This window comes from Serratia sp. HNCC26DJ206 (assembly GCF_057180605.1).
Genome location: NZ_JBXUGP010000087.1, coordinates 1 through 2,251 on the forward strand (window position 1 = coordinate 1; position 2,251 = coordinate 2,251).

Consider the following 2,251-nt stretch of genomic DNA (forward strand, 5'->3'; position numbering starts at 1 on the left):
GTGCAAAGACGAAATCCTGTACCGCTTTAACCGGGTTATTCTGCTTTAACAGTCGAAGTTCGAACTGTTCGATTAATTGTTTGTCGTCAAGCGGAACATCTACTCTGTTCTTACCTGTGTTGCTGCAGACACGCAACACATGGAGCAGGAAGTTGGAGAAGTTGATAACACTATTAAAACGCTCTGAGCTACCTTCATCTTCTTCACTTCTATCACCACTTACGATTGAAGATGACTTGATAATGTCAGCCAGTGTGCGGTTTGTTTGGTTCTCTGTTGTGCCAAGCTCCGAAGTCGACGGGATAAGCATGTCAGCTAGAGAATTAAAATCAGCAGGCACGAATTGCCCCCAATTTTCCTGCCCAAATAATTGATGACGTTCGGCTGGTATAAAACCGTACTGGACATAACGTTCCATGTTGGAGCAAGCATCCCAAACTCGTGAGAGGGTGTTCAGGTTGCTCTGTCGATCTTGCAGGTCCGTTATCTCGTTGAGTACCCCCATTAGTCGTGCTTTCACCACCTCATGCTTTTCGAGTTGCTCACCTCGATTGTTCATCACCTCAAAAAAATGATTGAGGTCGGTATCGGCAGGCACTTCTATTCGGGCTATTTGTACATGGTCGAACATATAGGTACAAAAATGGTTTAATGACTCACCAACTAATTTCAAGTCGCGTAGTACCTTGCCAATAAGTTCATAGCCATTGATCAGCCCTTCATTAAATTCCTTGCTCCGCAGTTTATGCGGTTCCACACCTTGCCAGAGCCGAGCAAAGGTTTCGCCAGACTTGGGTCTGCTCTCAAACCCTAAGTTAATCCCTTGGTACCAGCTCATATCCAGCGTGGATCCCACGTGTTTTTTTAACCAGTTAGCAAGAAGGGATAGAGTAGTGAAACGCTGCTGTCCGTCGATTATCTCTGACTGCCCATCAGGGCGAGTGAACACGACCAACGTACCGATGTAGTAAGTTTGAAGGAGAGAGCTATGCAGGCTTTTTTGCTGGTAGTCGAGTATGTCCTGCACAAGTTGAGTGATCTCACCTTCTCCCCAGGCATAGTTACGCTGGTACATGGGGATAAGATAACGAGATGCATCACCCAGCAATGATCTGACCGTAAAGGATGTTACCTCTGCATCACTCATAGTAGTTCATCTCCTTGAACAGCCTCACCAGCTCATCTTGCTCATGGTTACCTTTAAGGCGGTTATTGTGATTTTCTGATGCCTTAACTGTGAGTAGCGGCATAGATAGTACATCACCAGGTACTCTGGCCTCTTTGATTACCCGGAACAGATTATTTTCCAGCACATAGTTGTCCATAGTCGCTAGCTGTACCACTTGCTGCCGAATTCGGCATCTGTAGGCCCAGATAAAGCTTTTTTCAATCGCTGCAGATAACGACTGCCCGCCAAATTTGTCGATATAAAAGATCAGAGCACAATCAAACATTGTGCGTATATATTGATCCCCAGTTCGATAGCGATTTCTATAGCAATTTAACGTTATGAGTATCTCAGCTGCCATTTCATCAAGGACCACGCCCTGAATCATTAACGGCTTTTGAGTATGAGTGCTGGCATGCTCACTGGCGATAATTGCCGATACCTGTTGCTGGTAGTGTTCCACCATTTCGAAAAAGCGTCTTCCATTGATAATCATCTGATCGAGATGGAAAGGGAAACGCATTTTTTGGCCATCAATCTTGCGTTGGTACTGATTGTTATAGTCATCCACAAAATGGTGAGCCATACGCAAAGATTCCACGTAAGGGAACTGACCAATCTGATCAAGATTGATCCCTTTGAATAGGCTGACCTCATCCTTACCAAAGAAACGAGCTGAATTCCCCTGTGACCACTGACGTACTCTGTAGAGATAGGATGCGAAAAGATTAGCTAAATCATCACTAGCTAATCCTTCCCAATGAGCAACGGATGCAGCTTTCAGTTTTGCCTCATGGCTGGCGAATTCACGTAGATGGAAAGCTTTAAGCAGATCGTGAGGATCCAGATCCCGCCCACGGGCATTTTGCGAGTCGAAGAACTGAAAGGCTTCAGATAGGTCATTCAGCACAAAGACCGCCATTTGACAGCGATTGAGAAGAAAATCGATATGTTGCTCGCTGAATTCTCGGTGGCTAACCCTGCGTTTTAGCTCCTGATAATTCTGGTACAGATTGTATTCCGACACTTGGCTTGCAAAGCGCTGTCGCCCCATAAAACCTTCAACTTTGGGTTTTAGCTGGT

2 protein-coding genes are annotated in these 2,251 nt (G+C 45.4%); both read right to left on the bottom strand.

Translation table 11 applies throughout. From position 1 onward, the window contains the following. Positions 1 to 1,147 (bottom strand): DUF262 domain-containing protein (locus AC2A1E_RS23965; RefSeq protein WP_484385837.1); only part of this gene is annotated, 1,147 nt, incomplete at its 3' end. Beyond that, a partial coding sequence (locus AC2A1E_RS23970; RefSeq protein ID WP_484385838.1) for a DUF7834 domain-containing protein occupies positions 1,140 to 2,251 on the bottom strand: 1,112 nt, incomplete at its 5' end. The genes AC2A1E_RS23965 and AC2A1E_RS23970, both read right to left, overlap by 8 nt.